Here is a 19,038-nt window from a genome sequence, read left to right on the forward strand (position 1 = left end):
CCCGCGGTTAATAAAGGCGCACAGCAGGGGCGGTTTTTACCCTCACCGCCGGGTCGAAGCGATAGGGCTGAGCCAACAGGATTCCGGCCAATCGCTTACGCAACCTCGACATCTCGGCCCGGACGGTCACCGTCTTGCGTGGATCGCCGAACAACTGTGAGGCGAGCTGCGAGGCCGTGAGGCCCTCGGGCGCCTGTGTCAGAGCCACGAGGATCTGCGAATGGCGCGGGCTGAGGTCGATACTCCAGCTCCCCATTGCCGAGGAGTACCGCAATTCCATCGCATTCGGATCTTGCACATCCAATTCGACTTCTGCACAAACCGTTCCGGACGCCGGATCCATCTGAGGGCGGACGAGCCAACCACCCGGAAGCGGCTCGCACATACATAGTCCGAGCGACGGGAGCCAATGCTCGCCGCTGCTCATCACTTTCGGCAGTGCGATTCTGTAGATCGGCGCCATCGAGTCCACCGCCGCGACCCAGCCACTGCGGTCCACGACCACTGTCGGCTGACTCGCGCGAGCCAGCGTCGATGCCGAGATCATCCGGAGCTGATCCAATCCGATTCGATGCTTCTCCCGCAGTGCGGATTCCGCCAGCCTGGCCACACTGTCCACCAGAGCGAGAGTCGACGGGTGGACCGTGTCTGCTGCGCCGGCGACGTTCACGACGGCGATGGCCCGGCGACTACGCGGATCTCGAACCGTCGCCCCGGAGCAGGTCCACGGATGCTGCGAGCGCGAGTAGTGCTCGGCCGAGAACACCTGCACTGCCGAACCTGATGCCAAGGAAGTGCCGATCCCGTTGGTACCAACAGCTTCCTCGGTCCACGACGCACCCTCGATCATCCCGAGCCGTTCGGCCCGATCCAGCATTCGACTGGACCCGTGTCGCCAGAGGATACGTCCGTAGCGGTCCGCCACCACGATCAGATTCGCGTCGTCCGGGCCGACGAGTGGTGCCAGACCGTGCACCGCCTCGCCGAAGATCTCCGCCATGCCGGCTGCGCGTCTGCCTTCTTCGATCTCGGATTCGCGGCCCGTCTCGGTGATCGAGCACCGGTCCGGATCGAGTCCGAGCGCACGCAAACGCGACCACGAATTCGCGATGACGGAGCGCGGACGCGCAGGCGGCTTGCGTCCCGACATCGTTGCTTCGTACACGGATTCGAGAACACGTGCGTACTGCGCCGGGTCTTCACCACTGGCCAGGGCCGGTTCGAGTCGATTCGTTTCGCCGATCACACTCCAGTCCTATGTGACGGGGTCTTCGAAAGCGAGCGTTGCACCCGGTTGCAGAGTTGTTCGCGTGCGTGAACGAAAGGACGGCGTTCACGCACGCGAACGGTACTCACGCGTTGAGGGGTCTCCCCAGCGCCGAGAGCACAGACTCGTGCATTGCCTCCGAGAGCGTCGGATGAGCAAACACGACCTCGGCGAGATCCTCGCCGGTGGCTTCGAGGGATCGAGCGATACCGAAACCCTGAATCTGCTCGGTCACATCCGGACCGACCATGTGCGCGCCGAGAAGTTCCCCGGTATCGGCGTCGAAGATCGTCTTGACGAAGCCTTCGGCCTCGCCGATCGCCAGTGCCTTGCCGTTCGCCTGCAGGTCGAAGTGTCCGACCCGCAGCGCGCGACCAGTACCGGCGCACTGCTTCTCCGTCAGACCCAGGCTCGCCACCTGTGGGCGGGCATACGTGCATCCCGGAACGTAGTCGCGATCGAGCGGATGAACGTCGGGCACGCCTGCCAACTTTTCGACGCACAGGACAGCTTCGTGGCTTGCCTTGTGCGCCAGACATGGAGCGCCCGCGACGTCACCGATCGCATAGATCCCGAAAGCGCTGGTACGGCACCACTGGTCGGTGACGATCGCACCGCGCTCGATCTCGACGCCCAGAGCCTCCAACCCCAGATCCTCGACGTTGCCGGTGATTCCGGCCGCCACCAACACCCGGTCCACGGTCAACGACTCGACACCGTCACTCGTCTGCACATTCACCTGGACGGCGTCGTCGCCGACGGTCACCGCCGACACCGAGGCTCCGGTGTGAATCGTGATGCCACGCTTCTCGAACTGCTTGCGAACGAAGGCCGAGATCTCTTCGTCCTCGACCGGCATGATGTGTGGTGCCATCTCGACGATGGTCACCTCGGTTCCGAGATCGCGGTACAGGCTGGCGAATTCGACTCCGATCGCGCCGGACCCGATCACGAGCAGCGACTTCGGCAGTTCCTTCGGGACGAGCGCGTCGAAGTAGGTCCATACCCGATCACCGTCGGGGGCAACGCCGGGAATCGAACGCGGCCGGGCACCGGTTGCAATGATCACGTGGTCGGCTCGATACGTCTGTCCTCCCACGGATACGACGCCTTTGTCCACCAACTTAGCGGCGCCTGAGATGACGTCGACGCCGTTCTTCTTCATCAGATAGGCAACACCGCCGGACAACCTCTCCGAAACCCCTCGGCTGAACGACACCAACTTCGAGATGTCGAACTGGACAGACGCCGAACTGAATCCGTATGTGTCGAGTTCACTCAAGGTATGCGCGACGTCCGCGCCGTGCAGCATCGCCTTGGTGGGGATACAACCCCAGTTGAGGCAGATACCTCCGAGGCGATCACGTTCTACCAGCGCGACGTTCAACCCCAACTGGGCAGCCCGGATCGCCGCCACGTAACCACCGGGGCCGCCACCGATGACAAGAACGTCGTACTTATGCGACGTATTGTTTTCCACCACAGCCCCTTACACCAACATCAGCGCGGGAGAAGCGACAAAGCGCTGGAGCTCCCGAAGGAAGGTCGCACCCAGGGCTCCGTCGATAACCCGGTGATCGCACGAGAGGGTCACGGTCATCACGGTCCGGGCAGAAACACTGTCACCGACCACCACCGCGCGCTTCTCCCCCGCACCTACGGCAAGGATCGCTCCCTGGGGCGGATTGATGATCGCGTCGAATGCCTTGATCCCGAACATGCCGAGGTTGGACACCGTGAAGGTTCCGCCCTGGAATTCTTCGGGACGAAGTTTGCCGGTCTTCGCCTTGGTGGCCAACGAGAGCACCTCACCCGAGATGTCCGCCAACGACTTGGTATTCGCGCTACGCACGATGGGCGTGATCAGCCCGGTCGGAAGTGCAACTGCCACCGAGACATCCGCCGACGCGAATCGAAGAACCGATTCGTTCGCGGCATCGAACTGGACGTTCACGTCCGGCACCTTCATCAGTGCAGCGGCGCAAGCCTTCACGATGAAGTCGTTGACCGACAGCTTGACCGCCGGGACGGTCGAATTGATCTCCTTGCGCAGAGCGAGGAGCGCATCGAGCTCGAGGTCTGCGGTGAGCCGGAAATGGGGTGCCTGCTGCTTGGACGCCTGCAACCTACCGGCGATTGCCGATCGCATGGGGGTGAAAGGAATTGTGTCGTACTCGGGTTCGGCCGCAACAGATTCGGTCTCAGCCGCCGCCTCGGGCAGGAGCTGCGCGGAACGAGCGGCGTCGTGCACGTCGGCGACGCAGACGCGCCCCCGCGAACCCGTCGGACGACAGTCATGCAGGTTGACGCCCAGTGATCGGGCAGTTCTGCGTGCGACCGGGGTGGCAGGCACGGCACTGTCGTCGGCGGTCGATCGCAGCGGGAGGCCGGATCTCGCGGCCGGCACTACCGGCGCAACAGTGCCACCGGCGTCACGAATCGCGTCGTCGATGTCGCGGACACTGATCCGCCCGAGGGGACCGGTACCCACTACGGCGGCGAGATCGATTCCGAGCGATTCGGCACGTCGGAGTGCGCGAGGACTCGCAAACACATCGTCCTGCGTCGTGCCTTGCAGAACGCTCGGTACGACGGTGGAACCGGTTGGTACAGGTTTCGGTGCGACAACCACCTTCGCAGCCGGTGAAGCCGCAGGTGTCACGGGAGCCGCCGGCGCAGGAGCTGGGGACGGTGCCGGCTCTTTCGCCGGCGCGGTTGCGCCGCGGGCGGCGAGGAACTGCTCGATCTCCGCATCCGTCGCGGACGCATCGGCGGACACACCGATCACGGCGCCGACGGGCAGAGTCTGCCCCGGTGTGCCGACGATCTTGCGGAGAACACCGTCGAACGGCGCCTCCAGCTCGTTGGTGATCTTGCTGGTCTCGATCTCACAGATCAACTGGCCCTTGGTGAACGAGTCACCTTCCTCGATGAGCCACGCGTTGACCAACCCCTCCTCCATGGAGAGCCCCCATTTGGGGATGTCGATAGCTTTGATGTCAGCCATGATCAGGCTCTCACCAGCTTGCGAACCGACTCTTCGATGCGCGCCGCGTCAGGCAGCCAGGCAGTTTCGAGGGTCGGGGAGAACGGAACCGGCGTGTGCGGCGGCGTGATCAGTTCGATGGGCGCTTTCAGGTAGTTGAATCCCTTGGTGGCGATCAGCGCGGCTACGTCGTGCCCGAAACCGCAGCGGGCGGCGGATTCGTCGACGATCACGACGCGTCCGGTCGATGCGACGGATTCGAGGATGCCGTCCTCGTCCAATGGTGAGACGGTACGAGGATCGACAACCTCGACCGAAATACCCTCGGCGGCCAGCTTGTCTGCTACGTCGTTGGCGCGGTTCACCATTGCGGACAACGCGATGATCGTGACGTCGTCGCCCTGCCTGGTGTAGTTGGCGACGCCGAACGGAATCGCGTACGGCTCGTCCGGCACTTCGTCCTTGAGGTCGTAGAGAACCTTGTGCTCACAGAAGACGACGGGATCGTCGTCCCGGATGGCCTGGATGAGTAGGCCTTTGGCGTCGTAGGCATTGGACGGAGCGACTACCTTCAGACCAGGCACCGCCGCGAACACGTTGTACGGAGACTGAGAGTGCTGCGCAGCGGCGGAGAACCCTGCGCCGATCATGCCTCGCACCACCAGCGGGGTTCTGGCCTTGCCACCGAACATGTAGCGGAACTTGGCAGCCTGGTTGTAGAGCGCGTCGTAGGAGACTCCGAAGAAGTCCATGAACATCAGCTCGGCGACCGGCCTCAGTCCGGTCAGTGCGGCTCCGGCAGCCATTCCGATGATCGCGGATTCGGTGATCGGGGTATCGATTACACGCTCCGATCCGAACTCCGTCCACAATCCCTTGGTGACACCCAGGACACCGCCAAATGCCTCGATCTTCTTCGTCTCCAGATCGGGATTGGTACCGGCATGCCCACCCCGTACGTCCTCACCGATGAGAACGACGCTCGGGTCGCGTTGCATTTCTTGGGCGATGGCCTCTTTGACGGCCTCGCGGTAGGTCTTCTTCGACACGTTCTCGGCTTCCACGCTTGTCATCTCGGGCTCCTCAGTACGACACGTAGACATCGGTCAGCAGATTCTCGACGGGTGGATACGCCGCGGCACGCGCCTTCGCTACCGCCTCGTCCACCAGCACTCGCGACTGCTCGTCCACCGCGTCCAGATCAGCGGTGCTGACCTTCTTCACATCCACGCTGCTACGGAAATTCTTGAGCGGATCCTTGGTTTCCCGTAGTTGCGCAACCTGTTCCGCCGTGCGGTACAGCTGCGCGTCACCCTCGAAGTGGCCGTGCCAACGGAATGCGGCCGCCTCGATCGTGGTAGGGCCACCGCCGGTCCTGGCTCGCTCGGATGCTTCCGCCATCGCGTCGTAGACCGCGAAGAAGTCGGTGCCGTCCACCTTGACGGCAGGCATTCCGAAGGATGCAGCGCGGGCGGCGATGTCGGGTGCGCCCACCGCGTAGTCGGTTCCGGTGGCCTCACCGAATCCGTTGTTCTCGATCACGAAGACGATCGGAAGATCCAGCACCACAGCCATGTTCATCGCCTCGAAGACGGTTCCCTGGTTGGATCCACCGTCTCCCGTGAACGACGCTGCGATGACGCCGTTTCGAAGTGTCTTGCCACTCAGTGCAGCGCCGATCGCCAACGACGGGGCTCCGCCGACAATCGCATTGGCACCCAGCATTCCCACGGACAGGTCGGCGATGTGCATCGACCCACCCTTACCGCGACACAGGCCGTCGTCCTTGCCGAAGATCTCGGCCATCATGCCGTTCAGATCGCAGCCCTTGGCGATGCAGTGCCCGTGACCGCGGTGAGTGGATCCGATGTAGTCGGCGTCGCTCAGGTTCTCGCACACTCCCACCGCGATGGCTTCCTGGCCCGAGTACAGGTGAATGAAGCCGGGGATGTCACCGGTTGCATTCTCTTCGTGCAATCGATCCTCGAACGCGCGGATGCGCGACATCTTCTCGTACGCCTTCAGCAATGCATCCCGGTCCAGCCCCGAATGAGGCTTGGCGCCGGTCTTTTTCGATCCTGGGGTTGTCGGCTTCTGCGCCGTCCGTTGAACCACAGTCACACTCCTCGTTCTCGATCACTCGTCGCCATGCAGTGTCGTGCAGGTCACGGGCGAAGGGAAAGAGTTGCGTGAGGTTGCCGGGAGTTGCGAAGGGTTGCAGCTGTTGACTTTCGAGCGTTGATTCAGGCGCCGCTCAGGCTGTCGCGTCTGATCTTGGCCAGCGCGCGGTGTTGGGCGAGTTCGACGGCGCTCGTTGTCGTTCTCAGTGACAGCGCCGTCTCGCGCACGTCGAAGCCGACAACGATGCGAGCTACCAAGACGTTGCGTTCTGCGGCCGACAGATCACCGAAGGGCAGAGTGAGTCGACTGGAGGCGGGTAGCGAATCGATTTCGCGACTGATCGCGTCGTACAGATGCGCGAGGAACGCTTCTCCGGTACGTCTACGTCGCCGAATGTCGGACAGGACGGATCGGCAGATACCGACGGCAATACGATCAGCGTCGAGCGGTCGCAGTTCGGCACGACAGCGCCGCGTCACCAGAGGCACGATGCGTTGAAGGAGTTCTGCAATCGCGTCCCGATCCCCTCGGGACGCATCGTCGGCAACACTGTCGATCGAACGTCCACCTGCCCTGCTTGTCATTCCGATCTCCCCCTGCTTCGGCTCTTGGTCGAATTCCCGACTACTGCTCAGGTTTTGAACTCGCTAGGGGCGTATCGGCTCGGGGCAGATCCCGGTTTGTTCCCCGATGATGTTGATCTCGGCGTTGGAACGAGGGTCAGCGCCGTAGTTGATCTGGTCGGTGCACTTCTCGGAGGGCTCGACGGCATCGGGCGGGAGCGGCGCCGGGCATGAACCCATCTGCTCTCCGATGCTGTTGATCTCCGCATTCGAACGAGGGTCACCCACATAATTGATCTGATCGGTGCACTTGGTCGACTCGGTAGCCGGACCAGGGGCCGCAGGGGCAGCCGCGCTGGTCGAGACCGGGGTCCAGGCCGGCGCAGCTCCGCCCGCCGGGACTCCGGGGGTGGATGCGTCCGTACCGCCGCCCACCGAGTTCGAGCCTTCGACTGTCTCCGAAGTGGTCGCTGCGGTCAGCGGCGGTGGGGTCGTAGACGCCGCAACCACCGATGTAGTCGTCGGTTCGTCTCCTGGAGCGCTGTTGTCATCACTCGAACACCCTGTCATCGCGCACACCACCCCGATCGTCAGTACGGCGAGCAGCACTCGCGGACGCCGAGTCTTATTGGTCAGCAATACTTCACGCATTTGCTCTCACACTCCTCGATACGCGGATCAGCTCGTTCCGCCCAAGCGGTGAACACCGACGTGACTCACTCTAGGAGCCTGATTCCATCGGTTTCGTAACAGAATTCCGTCGGTCGCGTACCAACTCTCGACGGTCCTGACATTCATACGATTACGTAACGGTGGGTGGCAAAACTCCGATATCGAGATCACCTGTGATCGTATGAAAACGCACATGCCGATGAGAGGGTTCGCAGCGGCCGGGGAGGGGAACGTGTTGTATCGGAGTGACATCTGCGGCGGTCGATCAGACCGTACTCGCAGCCTGTTCGGTACAGCGCTCGCGGCAGCAACCCTCGGAGCGTCCGTGATCACCGGCTGCGCGTCCACCCAGGGCGTTGTGATCGAAGGCGATGTCGCTTCCACCGGGTTGCCCGTCACACAACCTGCAGACCTGGCCAGACGGGTTGCCGAAAACTCGAGGTTGGGCCGGGCGCTCCTCGACGATCCTGGGGTGTCCGAGGGAGTGAAGACAGAACTTCGGTCGTGCCCTGACTGGTATCCGATCTCGGTCGGGTCCATCCTTCTCGATCCAGGCGCACCGCGTATCGTGCCGGAGACCGAACTCGTCGTCATGAATGTGTATCCGTGCCAACCGGCCCACCAACCCGGGACCGGAGTGTCGATTTCGGTCAACCTTGCCGGCTACGTCTACCGCAGCGGCAAGGCCGGTTCGAGTGAAGACGATCCCGAACTAGGTGAGCGCCTGTTCTCCGTCGAAGAGCGCGGAAAGTTCATCGTCAGCGGTCAACGCGCCGCGAGTTTGTCTGTCCTGGAAACGGATCCGCGGCCACCGGAGTTCGAATGTTGCCCCCGTCCACCGCTGCGGACCGAGTTCTACTGGGATGGAATGGAGTTCATCCGTGATTGATCGCCGTCGGCGCGCGATGCTCGCCGGTGTTTGCCTGCCGGTCGCGTTTGCTCTCGCCTCCTGTTCCACCGAGCCTGAATCAGAACCTACTCCGAATATCGCAGCATCACTCGACCCCTCGGATCTCTCACAGGGCTTGAGCATCGATCCTGTTGCCCTCCTCAGAGCAGACCCGGAAGTGTCCGATGCGGTCAAGGACAGTCTCCGACTGTGCGGTGATGCGAACTTCCCCTTCGAAATCCGGTACTCCCCCGTGACAGGCGCCGTTTGGCAAGATGCCGTCGTCAATGTCTTCACCTGCGAGTCTGTCGGCATCTGGGGACGACCGGCCCCACCGGTCAGCTTCATGGTCGCCGGATTCGTCTACCAGATCGACGAATCGGGCGCTCACAAAGTCTTCGGAGTGCAAGACCCAGGACGCTACGTCGTCGGCTCAACCGGAGGATTGTCGGTCATGGTCGACCTGTGCAAAGACCCCGGCATTCCGGAGTTCTGTCAATCGTCGACTGCATACAAGTGGACCGGTGAAGGGTTTGAGAGTGTTCCGTTCCCATGAAAGCGAAGGCCGATGACCGATCCGTTGATTTTGCTGGTCGAAGACGACGCTGTCATCCGCGAAGCAACGCAATTGAATCTCGAACGCAACGGGTTTCGGGTGATCACCGCATCGGGTGGGTTGACCGGAATGGATATGGCGGTCGACGCCAAGCCGGATATCGCCGTCCTCGACGTGATGCTTCCCGACCTGAACGGAATCAGCCTGTGTCGGCGCATTCGTGAGGAACTGTCGGTGCCGGTCATCATGCTGTCCGCGCGCGACGACCCGGTCGACATCGTTCTCGGATTGGAAGCCGGTGCCGACGACTACGTCACCAAGCCCTTCGACAGCGGTGTCCTGGTGGCCCGTATCCGAAGTGTGCTCCGGCGGGTCGAATCCCATTCCGGTACGGAGAAAGACATCGTGACTCTCGGCGATCTGGAGATCGATCGCGAGTTGGTGACCGTCACGCGTTCGGGCGCCGAAGTGGCTCTCACGCCCACCGAAATGAAGCTGCTCCTGGTCATGGTGAGTGTGCCGCGCAAAGTCTGGTCTCGCTCCGAACTGCTCTCGGACGTCTGGGATTACGACTGGGGCGGCGATACGCGCATCGTCGACGTTCACGTTCAGCGATTGCGCACGAAGATCGGCTCCGAACAGATCCGGACCGTCCGGGGGTTCGGCTACACGATGGACAACCATCGGTGAGATCGCGGGATCTCGCCGCCAAGCTCCCGTCCACCGGGAGGCGGTTGTCGTTTCAGTGGAAGATCGCGGCGGCCATCACGTTCGTGATTGCCGTCGCCTCGATCACGCTCAGTACCGTGATGCATCAAACCTTTTCACACAACCAAGAGGATGCAGCGCGGGCGGCAGCTGATCGCAATCTCCAACTGGTGCTGCAGGACGAAACGGGCAGCATGCGTGCGCTGTTCCGCGCCACCACAGATGGTCTCGACGTTCCGGAAGAGTTGCGTCAGGCCGTGGTGGGCGGCAAACGTGCCACCTACCTTGTCGACAGCGGGGACCAGCCATTTGTCTGGGCTGCTGCCGACGTCAACACTCAGGTGGTGGCGATTCGCGTCCCGTACACCGCGCAGCGGGAATCGATCGCCAGCGTCGATCGGACACTTCGCAACGCCACCATCGCAGTGATCGCAGCGGGTGCCGTCCTGGGTGTGCTGCTTGGACTCGCGATGTCGTATCGATTACGCTCGGCCGCCCGTGCGGCTCGCAAAGTGTCTACCGGAGCGGACATCCGCGTCCGCTCGGTCACCTGGTCGCTTTTCGACGACGAGATCACCGAGCTGGCGGATGCGGTCGACGCGATGTCCGATGCTCTACGGGGACAATTGGACGCCGAGAAGCGCGTGACAGCCAACATCGCGCATGATCTCAGAACACCCATCTCCGGACTGGTCGGCGCCGCAGAGCTCCTGCCACCCGGTAGGCCAACCGAATTGGTGCGCGACGGCGTCCATAAACTCAGGAGGCTCGCCGAGGACGTCATCGAAGTGGCCCGCCTCGACACCACGTCCGAGCAGGCTGACATCCAATCGGTGGAACTGGCACCGGTGGTGCGTCACGCGATTTCCACCACCGGGGTGGAGTGCGAAGTGAGAGTTCACGGGACCCCTGTGTCGCACACCGACGCACGTCGGCTCGAGCGGATCATCGCCAACCTGATCTTGAATGCTCGAAATCACGGAAAGCCGCCGATCAATGTCGACGTCGACCACTCCCGCATCACGGTGTGGGATCGGGGCATCGGGTTCACTGAAGAGTGGCTTCGCCAGGGGCCGAGGAGATTTCAGACCAACTCCGTCGAACGCGGCCCGAACTCAGGCCTGGGTCTCGGCTTGACGATCGTAGTGGGACAAGCGGCGGTCATCGGCGCTCGTATCGACTTCGCGAACCATCCGAACGGGGGCGCGGTGGTGACGATCGACCTCCCCGAATGTTCGGCAGACGAGTTCGATTGACACCGAGGCAGTTCGGTCGATCGGCCGGGACACAGGGTCCCGGCCGATCATTGGTGGTGTCTCGGACTCAAACCTGTCCGACAGCGACTCCGGTGCGAACGTCCGGTGCACCAAGGCGCGCCGCATCAGCGGTCAGGTCATCGGGCTGCTCCTGAGATTCCCGCTCGGCTGCAACACGCAACCGGTAGTGTTCGATCTCCTCGGCAATGTGCTCGGGAGTCCAACCCAGCACCGGCGCAACCAGTTCGGCTACTTCCGCGGCTGCCGCGTCGCCGCGGTCGGTCACCTCGATGGAGATGCGGGTACGACGGGTAAGGATGTCGTCGAGATGCTGCGCACCCTCATGGCTCGCAGCGTAGTGGATCTCCGCCTTGAGGTACTCGGGGGCGGAGTCCAACGGCTGCCCCAGTTCCGGCCTCGCCTCGACGAGTTCGAACAACTCGTCAGCCAGAGTGCCGTACCGACCCAGTAGGTGCTCGATGGTCGAAACGTGCAGTCCCGTGCGCTCAGCGGTGAGATGCCGATTGTTGTGCGCGGCAAAGTAGCCGTCGGCACCCACAAGTTGGATACGCTCGGTGCAGGACTTCGGCACCTTCTGTTCCAATCCGTGCACCGCGGAATCGACAGCGTCCTTGGCCATCACGCGGTAAGTGGTGTACTTGCCACCGGCGACCACCGTCAAACCTCGGACCGGACTCGACACCGCATGCTCACGCGAGAGAGTGCTGGTCGAATCCGATTCGCCGAACAGCAACGGACGCAACCCCGCGTACACACCGACGACGTCCTCGTGCGTCAACTCGTCCTGAAGGAGCTTGTTGACATGTCCGAGGATGTAGTCGATATCGCTTCGGCTCGCTGCCGGATGGGCGAGGTCGAGGTTCCAGTCGGTGTCCGTCGTGCCGATGATCCAGTGGCTTCCCCACGGAATCACGAACAGCAGACTCTTCTCGGTCCGCGTGATGATTCCGGTCGCAGAGTTGATGCGGTTTCGCGGGACGACCAAATGCACACCTTTCGAAGCGCGAACCTGGAATTGCCCTCGCCCACCGACCATTTCCTGAATCTCGTCAGTCCACACACCGGCGGCGTTGATGACCTGACGAGCACGGATCTCGAACGCGCGACCTGTTTCCAGATCCACGGCCTTCACCCCGACTACGCGGTCCTCCTCACGGAGAAAGCCGATTACGCGGGTGCTGTTGACGCACAGCGCGCCGTACTCGGCCGCCGTGCGCGCCAGCATCATCGTGTGGCGGGCGTCATCTACCTGACCCTCGTAGAACTTGACCGAACCCCGGATAGCAGAGCGCTTTCCGGAAGGGAACGACTCGAGAGTCTTCTTCTTGCCCACATGCTTGTGGTGTGAGGGAACCCCGCGGCCTGCGCCCATCACGTCGTAGACGCCGATGCCCAGACCGACGTACGGCCGGTCGATCAACTTCTCGAGTGGGTAGATGAACGGCACCGGCTTCGCGAGATGCGGGCACAGCGAATTCAGAACCAGCGACCGCTCACGCAGTGCCTCGAACACGAGCGCAAAATTGAACTGCTCGAGGTAACGCAGTCCGCCGTGGAACAGCTTGCTCGACCTGCTCGAGGTTCCGGACGCGAAGTCGCGAGCCTCCACCAAGCCCACCTTCAGACCGCGAGTTGCGGCGTCGAGCGCGCTACCCGCTCCGACCACGCCACCGCCGATAACGAGGACGTCGAGTTCGGTTTCTTCCAACTTCTTCAGCGACTCCGCCCGCGAGGACGGACTCAATGCTTGTGCTGTGCTCATGAAAACTGTTCCTTCACTTGAAAATAGGTAGAAATGGGGGCGCCGCGATCAGTCTGCGTCGACCCAGTCGAGTGTCCGAGTGACGGCTTTCTGCCAGCCTGCATACAGGCGCTCACGCTCGGCCGAATCCATCGACGGCGTCCAGCTCTTGTCCTTCGCCCAGTTGCTGCGAATGTCGTCCTCGCTCTCCCAGTACCCGACCGCGAGACCAGCGGCGTACGCAGCGCCCAATGCCGTGGTCTCCGCAACGACAGGGCGGATCACCTCGACGTCGAGCAAATCGGCCTGGAATTGCATGAGGAGTTCGTTCGCGACCATTCCGCCGTCGACCTTGAGAACCTTCAAGTCGACACCCGAGTCGAGGTTCATCGCCTCGATCACCTCACGACTCTGGTACGCAGTCGCTTCGAGCACCGCCCGGGCAAGGTGCCCCTTGTTCACGAACCTTGTCAGACCGACGATCGCACCGCGTGCATCCGCGCGCCAATGCGGTGCAAACAGGCCCGAGAACGCGGGCACGAAGTACGCGCCACCGTTGTCGTCCACAGAGCGCGCGTTCACCTCGATGTCGGCCGCGTTGTCGATCATGCCGAGGTTGTCCCGAAGCCACTGGACCAGCGAACCGGTCACGGCGATCGATCCTTCCAGTGCGTAAACCGTTGGCTGCTCACCGATCTTGTAACAGACCGTCGTCAACAAGCCGTTCTTGCTCATCACCTTTTCGGTGCCGGTGTTGAGGAGCACGAAGTTGCCGGTTCCGTAGGTGTTCTTCGCTTCTCCGGGCGAGAGGCAGGCCTGACCGAAAGTCGCTGCTTGCTGATCGCCGAGGATTCCGGCGATCGGCACGCCGGACAACGTTCCGCGTTCGCGCACGAATCCGAAAGTTTCGGACGAGCTGCGAATCTCGGGGAGCATCGATTCGGGGATGCCCATGTCGGCGCAGATCGCCGAATCCCAAGCGAGAGTGTCGAGATCCATCAACAGAGTGCGCGACGCGTTGGTGGGGTCGGTAGCGTGCACTCCGCCGTCGACGCCGCCGGTCATGTTCCACAGCACCCAGGTGTCCATCGTGCCGAAGCACAACTCGCCTGCTTCGGCCTTCTCACGCGCGCCCTCGACGTTGTCGAGAATCCACTTGACCTTGGGGCCCGAAAAGTACGTGGCCAACGGCAATCCGGTGACTTCGGTGTACTTCCTGGGGCCGTCTTCGCCGGCGAGTGCAGTACAGATTCGATCGGTGCGTGTGTCCTGCCAGACGATGGCGTTGTAAACGGGCTTTCCGGTTGCTCGTTCCCAGACCACTGCCGTCTCACGCTGATTGGTGATGCCGACGGATGCGATGTCGGCCGCGGTCAGATCTGCGTTGGCCAAGGCGCCCGCGGTGACGTTGCGGACGTTGTCCCAAATTTCGATCGGATCGTGTTCGACCCAGCCTGCCTGCGGAAAGATCTGTGTGTGCTCGTGCTGTTCGACAGCGACTACGTGCCCACTGTGATCGAAGATCATGCATCGCGTGGAGGTGGTTCCCTGGTCTATCGCGGCTACGAACTGCGCCATCGTGCTACCCCTTTGGTGTCGAAGAAAGTGCGAAAGATTTACTGTCAGAGATGATGATTCGCCATCAGGCCGGTATCGTGGCCGGCTCCTCGGCTGCCTTCTCCACCGACTCGTCAGGCAGGAATCGACCAATCAGCTTGTCGTAGAGGAACACCCCGATCGGAGCGCCGATCAGCGGCCCCACGATGGGCACCCAGAAATACAGGCTCCCGTACTGATCTCGCCAGGCGCTGCCGTAACCGGTGAGATACGACGCCAGCCGCGGACCGAAGTCACGGGCCGGATTGATGGCGTAACCCGCGTTGGTCGCCCATGCGAATCCGATTGCCACCACGATCAAACCGACGACGAAGGGCGCAAGATTCGCGAGCGGCGGAGTTCCCCGAGTATCGGTCACCGCAACGATGAGGAACAACAGGATCGCCGTGCCGATGATCTGATCTATCAGCGCTGATCCCAGACTGACCGGGAGCGTTCCGTTTCCGGGCATCGTCGAGAAGATCGTCTGAGTCGCCGTTGTGTGTCCGGGATCGATGGCATTGAGCATGTCGTTGTAATTCCACCGGACGATCAGGGCCGCGACAAAGGCTCCAGCGGTCTGCGCCAGCGTGTAGGGCAGGACCTTGCGCCAGGAGAATCCCCGGAAGATCGCAAAGGCGAAGGTCACTGCGGGGTTCAGATGAGCACCCGTCACCCGGCCTGCGACATAGATGCCGAACATGACGCCGAGTCCCCAGGCCCACGCGATACTGTCGTGTCCGCCGAGACCCCCACCGCTCCCGCCGGACACAACCTGCGCCACAACTCCGACGCCGAACAAGATCAAGATCATCGTTCCGGCGAACTCGGCTGCCAACTCGCCTGGAAGCCCTAATCGCTTGGCTTTCTCCATCCCCACCCTCACTCCGTTGTGATGCATGTCATAGTTTGGATTGCTGCACCCGTAGCGTAAGGCCGTTTGCACATTCACGCATAGCTCGTGCACATATGTGCAATTGCCCCATTTGCGCACCGTAACGCGGGTAACAGACACACTTCTGGGACTTTGCGTGATCGAGCGCCTCGGCCTGGGCCTACTCGGATAAGATTCGGTTCAATGCTCTTGCACGTACGTGCAGACAGGACGAACCCATGGAAACTCCCACTTCGGACTCCGCTACCTCCGATCCGGCGGACCCGCGCATCGCCGACGCAGTTCAGGCCGCACGCCTCTACTACTTCCAGGACCAGACCATGGCTGCCATCGGCCGCGACATGGGGGTGTCCCGATCCACCGTCTCCCGATTGATCACCTACGCGCGCACCTCGGGTCTCGTCGAGATCAAGATCAGCACCCCGCACGGCCAGGCTCCTCGCATCGAACGCGAGTTCTCGGAACGGTACGGAGTGCGCGCCCACGTGGTGACCGTGCCGGAACTGGTGGGAGATCTCGAGCGACTCGAAAAGGTCGCAACCTTTGCCGGACGCCTGCTGGCGTCGTTCTTCGACAGCGACATGGTGATGGGGATCGCCTGGGGAACCACTCTCAGTGAAGTCAGCAAGCACCTTGCCCCCAAACGCACGTACAACTCGTACGTCGTGCAACTCAACGGCGCCGCGAATACTCGCACCACCGGGATCTCTTACGCCAGCGACATCATCAGAACCATCGCCGACGCCTACGGTGCTCTGCCACAAGGATTTCCGGTGCCTGCCTTCTTCGACTACCCGGAAACTCGGGAGCAACTGTGGCGCGAACGAAGCATCAAACGCGTCTTGGACATGCAGAAGCGAATGGACCTGGCAGTCTTCAGCATCGGCGTACCGGGCGGCAACGTACCGAGTCACGTCTACACCGCCGGATACCTCGAACCCGATGAAGCAGAAGCACTTCGACGCGACGGAGTGGTCGGCGACATCGCAACCGTCTTCTTCCGGTCGGACGGGAGCTACCGCGGAATCGAACTCAACGAGCGCGCGAGCGGCCCGCGACTGGACCTTTTCGAGAAGGTCGCCAGGCGCGTGTGCATCGTCGCCGGAACAGCAAAACTGCCGGCCCTGGAGGGAGCACTACGGGGCGGGCTGATCACCGATCTGATCATCGACGACGTCAGCGCCACCGCGCTGGTGTCCTGACCGCTGCACCAGCTTCTCGATTCCGTCGAGAAGTAAGCCGAGCGAGAAACTGAAATCGAAGGCATCGTCGCCGGCGGCCTCACCCTCCGGGCTGCCGTCCTCGAAGCCGCCTTCCTCGATTGCGGCACTCAGGTAGGGGAATCCCTCCCGATTGATGACACGAGCAATGAGAGCGCCGTATGCGACGTCGTCGTCTGCCGACTGCGCTGAACGAGAAGCCAGGTCAGCCGAGAATCGAGCGCGGCCGATGACGAACAACGACACGTTGGTCACCACCTGGAACTTCGACGCGGCGCTCAGGGCGACCCCGTCGAGGGCGCTCAGACCCGCGTCGAGCCACGCCATGTTGTTGGGCCCGGTCGGTGGAGCCGTGATGGGCAGCTTGAGCCACCACGGTCGACTCAGCATCGTGGCATACTCCTGATTCGCCCACGCCTCGAGCTTGACGCGCCAGGTCACGCCGTCGGGAATCACCGGCGGCGGCCCGATCACCCGATCCGAAATCAGTTCGATCAGTTCGTCTTTGCTTGCCACGTAGCGGTAGAGCGACATGGTCGTGAACCCGAGCGCTTTGGCCACGCGGCCCATCGACAGAGCGGTGACGCCTTCTGCGTCGGCCAATTCGATCGCGGTGTCGAGAATTTGCTCGAGACTGAGCCCCTTCTTCGGACCCCGCGTTCCCGGCTGGTCCAGTCCCCAGGCCAGTTCAACTGCTCTCGGTAGCGCTCCGCGATCCATAAGCTCCCACTCTTCACTCTTGCCATCATCCTAGAACTGTGTACGCTATAAACACGAGTTTATGACATACACAGTTCTTACTTGGAGGTCTCGATGTCAGGAACGATCCCCGCAATCTCGGTCCGCGGACTCCGTAAGCACTACGGCGATCAACAGGTACTGGCTGGACTCGACCTGTCGGTCCCGGCCGGATCGGTGTACGCCCTCCTCGGCGCAAACGGCGCCGGAAAGACCACGGCCGTAAGAATTCTCACCACCCTCATCCCCTTCGACGGAGGCGAGGTCACGGTCGCGGGGCATTCACTGCCCGGAGATCCACAGAACGTTCGGCGACGCATCAGCGTGACCGGGCAGTACGCAGCCGTCGACACCTTGCTGACCGGATTCGAGAACCTCACCCTACTGGGCGAACTGAATCACCTGGGCCGGAAGAACTCCCGTCGCCGTGCCGAGGAATTGCTCGACCAGTTCGTTTTGACGGACTTCGGCGACAAACGCGCCGGCAACTACTCGGGCGGCATGCTCAGACGACTCGACATCGCAATGAGCCTCGTCGCCCGACCGGACGTCGTCTTTCTCGACGAACCCACCACCGGCCTGGACCCGCGAAGCCGCCACGACATGTGGTCGATCGTTCGAGGACTCACAGCGTCAGGCGTCACCATCTTCCTCACCACCCAATACCTCGACGAGGCAGACGAATTGGCCGATACGGTCGGCGTGCTGAGCGGCGGCCGCATCGTCGCCGAGGGAACACCGGACGAACTCAAACGCCTTGTTCCCGGCGGCCACGTCGCACTGCAATTCGAGAACCTGGCCCAACTCGAACTCGCCGCGGCATCACTGCCGCAGGCGCATTCGAATGCCGAGACCTTGACCCTGCACATCCCTTCCGACGGGGCAGTTCCGTCGATCAAAGCGATCCTCGACTCGATCGACGATCCGTCGATCACCGTCGAGAAGTTCTCCGTTCACACTCCGGATCTGGACGACGTGTTCTTCGCGCTCACCGGATCAGGCCAACCCGAGATTGCGAGCGTTCGATGACCTCCACCATTGCAATCGATTCCGCGGTGATGCTCCGCCGGAATCTCAAACACGTTCTGCGCAGTCCGGATTCGATGATCACCGCGATAGCCCTTCCGGTCATGCTCATGCTGCTGTTCGTCTACGTCTTCGGCGGCGCCATCAACACCGGTAGCGAGTACATCGACTACGTAGTGCCCGGAATCATCCTTCTGTGCGCCGGTTTCGGCGCCTCGACCACCGCGGTCAGCGTCTCGAGCGACATGAAGGACGGGATCATCGACCGTTTCCGGACCTTGGCGATATCTCCGCCGTCGGTCCTGACCGGTCATGTACTGGCCAGCGTCGTCCGCAACGTCCTGACTACGGCGATCGTGGTCGTGGTTGCGCTGATCATGGGATTTCGCCCGACCAGCGATCCGTTGCGCTGGCTCGGCGTCGCCGCTGTGATCGTCGCCTTCGTCTTTGCCATGTCGTACCTCTCGACAGCTTTGGGACTCTTGGCCAAGAACCCGGAGGCTGCAAGCGGATTCACCTTCGCCATCATGTTCCTGCCCTACGTCAGCACTGCTTTCGTACCGGCTGAGACCATGCCGTCCTGGCTGCAGGGGTTTGCCCGGCACCAACCGGTGACTCCGATCATCGAGACTGTGCGCGGACTCCTGATGGGCACGCCGATCGGGAACAGCGCGGCCATCGCCCTCGCGTGGTGCCTGGGCATCGCCGCCGTGGGATTCGTGTGGTCGAACTGGCTCTACCGACGAAAGACCGCGAGCTGACCACACAAGAAAGCCCCACACC

The 19,038-nt window shown here is 62.3% G+C and carries 18 protein-coding genes; 7 read left to right on the forward strand and 11 right to left on the reverse strand.

All coding sequences use genetic code 11. The features are described from left to right. Positions 1-7 precede the first annotated feature (7 nt). The 7 genes from ACVZUB_RS22800 to ACVZUB_RS22830 all read right to left on the reverse strand — a co-directional run bounded on the left by ACVZUB_RS22800 (position 8) and on the right by ACVZUB_RS22830 (position 7,588). Entirely contained in the window at positions 8-1,246 is a 1,239-nt protein-coding gene (locus tag ACVZUB_RS22800; protein ID WP_482627794.1) for a helix-turn-helix domain-containing protein, read from the reverse strand. 106 nt (positions 1,247-1,352) lie between these two features. Continuing rightward, positions 1,353-2,750: a dihydrolipoyl dehydrogenase gene (gene lpdA / locus ACVZUB_RS22805; protein ID WP_042451192.1), complete on the reverse strand. Its 1,398-nt coding sequence runs from the start codon at positions 2,748-2,750 to the stop codon at positions 1,353-1,355. Positions 2,751-2,756: 6 nt separating this feature from the next. Next, on the reverse strand, positions 2,757-4,274 hold the full coding sequence (locus ACVZUB_RS22810; RefSeq protein ID WP_161120138.1) for a 2-oxo acid dehydrogenase subunit E2: 1,518 nt from the start codon (positions 4,272-4,274) through the stop codon (positions 2,757-2,759). A gap of 2 nt (positions 4,275-4,276) precedes the next feature. Further along, on the reverse strand, positions 4,277-5,326 hold the full coding sequence (locus ACVZUB_RS22815; protein ID WP_007733466.1) for an alpha-ketoacid dehydrogenase subunit beta: 1,050 nt from the start codon (positions 5,324-5,326) through the stop codon (positions 4,277-4,279). A 10-nt stretch (positions 5,327-5,336) separates the two neighbouring features. Then, entirely contained in the window at positions 5,337-6,260 is a 924-nt protein-coding gene (locus ACVZUB_RS22820; protein ID WP_051649553.1) for a thiamine pyrophosphate-dependent dehydrogenase E1 component subunit alpha, read from the reverse strand. Between the two features lie 236 nt (positions 6,261-6,496). Continuing rightward, positions 6,497-6,958: a hypothetical protein gene (locus tag ACVZUB_RS22825; protein WP_058226115.1), complete on the reverse strand. Its 462-nt coding sequence runs from the start codon at positions 6,956-6,958 to the stop codon at positions 6,497-6,499. A 63-nt stretch (positions 6,959-7,021) separates the two neighbouring features. Next, the gene (locus tag ACVZUB_RS22830; protein WP_058226116.1) at positions 7,022-7,588 is read right to left on the reverse strand and encodes a hypothetical protein; all 567 of its coding nucleotides are present in this window, start codon (positions 7,586-7,588) and stop codon (positions 7,022-7,024) included. Between the two features lie 253 nt (positions 7,589-7,841). Here ACVZUB_RS22830 and ACVZUB_RS22835 point away from each other — a divergent pair, with 253 nt between their 5' ends. Genes ACVZUB_RS22835 through ACVZUB_RS22850 form a run of 4 tightly spaced genes read left to right on the forward strand, consistent with a single transcriptional unit; the run spans position 7,842 to position 11,018 of the window. Then, a complete protein-coding gene (locus ACVZUB_RS22835) occupies positions 7,842-8,498 on the forward strand; it encodes a hypothetical protein (RefSeq protein ID WP_233272331.1) in 657 nt (218 codons plus the stop codon). Continuing rightward, the gene (locus ACVZUB_RS22840) at positions 8,491-9,054 is read left to right on the forward strand and encodes a hypothetical protein (protein ID WP_007733471.1); all 564 of its coding nucleotides are present in this window, start codon (positions 8,491-8,493) and stop codon (positions 9,052-9,054) included. Before ACVZUB_RS22835 ends, ACVZUB_RS22840 begins: the two co-directional genes overlap by 8 nt. Before the next feature lie 12 nt (positions 9,055-9,066). Next, positions 9,067-9,744: a response regulator transcription factor gene (locus ACVZUB_RS22845; protein ID WP_003939990.1), complete on the forward strand. Its 678-nt coding sequence runs from the start codon at positions 9,067-9,069 to the stop codon at positions 9,742-9,744. Then, entirely contained in the window at positions 9,741-11,018 is a 1,278-nt protein-coding gene (locus ACVZUB_RS22850) for a HAMP domain-containing sensor histidine kinase (RefSeq protein WP_333823396.1), read from the forward strand. Before ACVZUB_RS22845 ends, ACVZUB_RS22850 begins: the two co-directional genes overlap by 4 nt. Positions 11,019-11,085: 67 nt before the next feature. Here the strand turns inward: ACVZUB_RS22850 and ACVZUB_RS22855 are convergent, their stop codons facing one another. From ACVZUB_RS22855 to ACVZUB_RS22865, 3 genes are all read right to left on the reverse strand, one after another. Then, on the reverse strand, positions 11,086-12,801 hold the full coding sequence (locus ACVZUB_RS22855; RefSeq protein ID WP_058037824.1) for a glycerol-3-phosphate dehydrogenase/oxidase: 1,716 nt from the start codon (positions 12,799-12,801) through the stop codon (positions 11,086-11,088). Between the two features lie 48 nt (positions 12,802-12,849). Next, positions 12,850-14,358, reverse strand: coding sequence for a glycerol kinase GlpK (gene glpK / locus ACVZUB_RS22860; RefSeq protein ID WP_003939742.1), 1,509 nt, complete (start codon positions 14,356-14,358; stop codon positions 12,850-12,852). 64 nt (positions 14,359-14,422) lie between these two features. Next, a complete protein-coding gene (locus tag ACVZUB_RS22865) occupies positions 14,423-15,250 on the reverse strand; it encodes an MIP/aquaporin family protein (protein ID WP_003940085.1) in 828 nt (275 codons plus the stop codon). 239 nt (positions 15,251-15,489) lie between these two features. Here ACVZUB_RS22865 and ACVZUB_RS22870 point away from each other — a divergent pair, with 239 nt between their 5' ends. Further along, the gene (locus tag ACVZUB_RS22870) at positions 15,490-16,473 is read left to right on the forward strand and encodes a sugar-binding transcriptional regulator (protein WP_007733475.1); all 984 of its coding nucleotides are present in this window, start codon (positions 15,490-15,492) and stop codon (positions 16,471-16,473) included. On the opposite strand, the gene ACVZUB_RS22875 is transcribed toward ACVZUB_RS22870, so the two are convergent. Next, positions 16,408-17,211, reverse strand: a complete 804-nt coding sequence (locus ACVZUB_RS22875; protein ID WP_007733476.1) for a TetR/AcrR family transcriptional regulator — start codon at positions 17,209-17,211, stop codon at positions 16,408-16,410. The two genes, ACVZUB_RS22870 and ACVZUB_RS22875, sit on opposite strands and share 66 nt — an antisense overlap. A 93-nt stretch (positions 17,212-17,304) precedes the next feature. Between ACVZUB_RS22875 and ACVZUB_RS22880 the strand changes: the two genes are divergently transcribed. Together ACVZUB_RS22880 and ACVZUB_RS22885 are read left to right on the forward strand one after the other, a co-directional pair. Next, entirely contained in the window at positions 17,305-18,258 is a 954-nt protein-coding gene (locus tag ACVZUB_RS22880) for an ATP-binding cassette domain-containing protein (protein WP_482627795.1), read from the forward strand. Beyond that, on the forward strand, positions 18,255-19,016 hold the full coding sequence (locus ACVZUB_RS22885) for an ABC transporter permease (protein WP_007733480.1): 762 nt from the start codon (positions 18,255-18,257) through the stop codon (positions 19,014-19,016). The genes ACVZUB_RS22880 and ACVZUB_RS22885 overlap by 4 nt, the downstream gene beginning before the upstream one ends. Positions 19,017-19,038: the final 22 nt, after the last annotated feature.

It is taken from the genome of Rhodococcus sp. OS5 (assembly GCF_056837585.1).